At 60.4% G+C, this 525-nt stretch carries 2 protein-coding genes; both read left to right on the top strand.

Going from position 1 to position 525, the window contains the following annotated elements; all coding sequences use genetic code 11:
* Nucleotides 1-203, top strand: a 203-nt coding sequence (locus tag ACQGNJ_RS00125) for a P-loop NTPase family protein (RefSeq protein ID WP_483432713.1), incomplete at its 5' end; no start/stop codon positions are given.
* A 72-nt stretch (nucleotides 204-275) separates the two neighbouring features.
* Entirely contained in the window at nucleotides 276-422 is a 147-nt protein-coding gene (locus ACQGNJ_RS00120) for a hypothetical protein (protein WP_426687221.1), read from the top strand.
* The last annotated feature ends 103 nt before the right edge of the window (nucleotides 423-525 follow it).

Genomic DNA, 525 nt, shown 5'->3' with positions numbered 1-525 from the left:
GGGTGATCCTGGCGCGGGCGCTGTATCGGCGACCGCGACTGCTGGTGCTGGACGAGGCGACCAGCCATCTGGACGTGGAGCGGGAGCGGCTGGTCAATGCGGCGGTGCAGCGGTTGCGGATCACCCGGATCGTGATTGCGCATCGGCCGGAGACGGTGGCGGCCGCCGGGAAGGTCATTCAACTGGGTATGAAGCGAGATTGATCGTGGCCGGCGAAGCCGCTGCGGTAAGTGCCAGGCAGAGGCTGTCTGCCAAACTGGAGAAAGGAATTTCAGATGATCGAACTTGCAGCTGTGGACGTGGAAATGGTTTCCGGTGGCGCGATGAGCACGGAAACCAAGGTCGAGATTGGTATCGCGCTGGCGGTTTGCCCGATTCTCGGGCTGGGCATGCTGGCCGGCTATTACGCCAACGCCAAGTAATCAATCCTTCAACTGATCGAGGAATGGATATGTCGAATCAAATGAACAGGAAGTTTGCCGGACGGGTGCTGTCGGTAAACGAGGTCGAGCAGGTTTCCGGCGG

It is taken from the genome of Rhodanobacter ginsengiterrae, assembly GCF_050026815.1.
Classification (GTDB): domain Bacteria; phylum Pseudomonadota; class Gammaproteobacteria; order Xanthomonadales; family Rhodanobacteraceae; genus Rhodanobacter; species Rhodanobacter ginsengiterrae.
Note: the sequence above shows the minus strand (reverse complement) of the source record. Positions and strands in the feature narration are given on the sequence as shown.

Bases quoted from the DNA above. Each gene is read 5' to 3' on its own strand.
- ACQGNJ_RS00120 (WP_426687221.1), top strand. From the start codon at position 276: ATGATCGAACTTGCAGCTGTGGACGTGGAAATGGTTTCCGGTGGCGCG.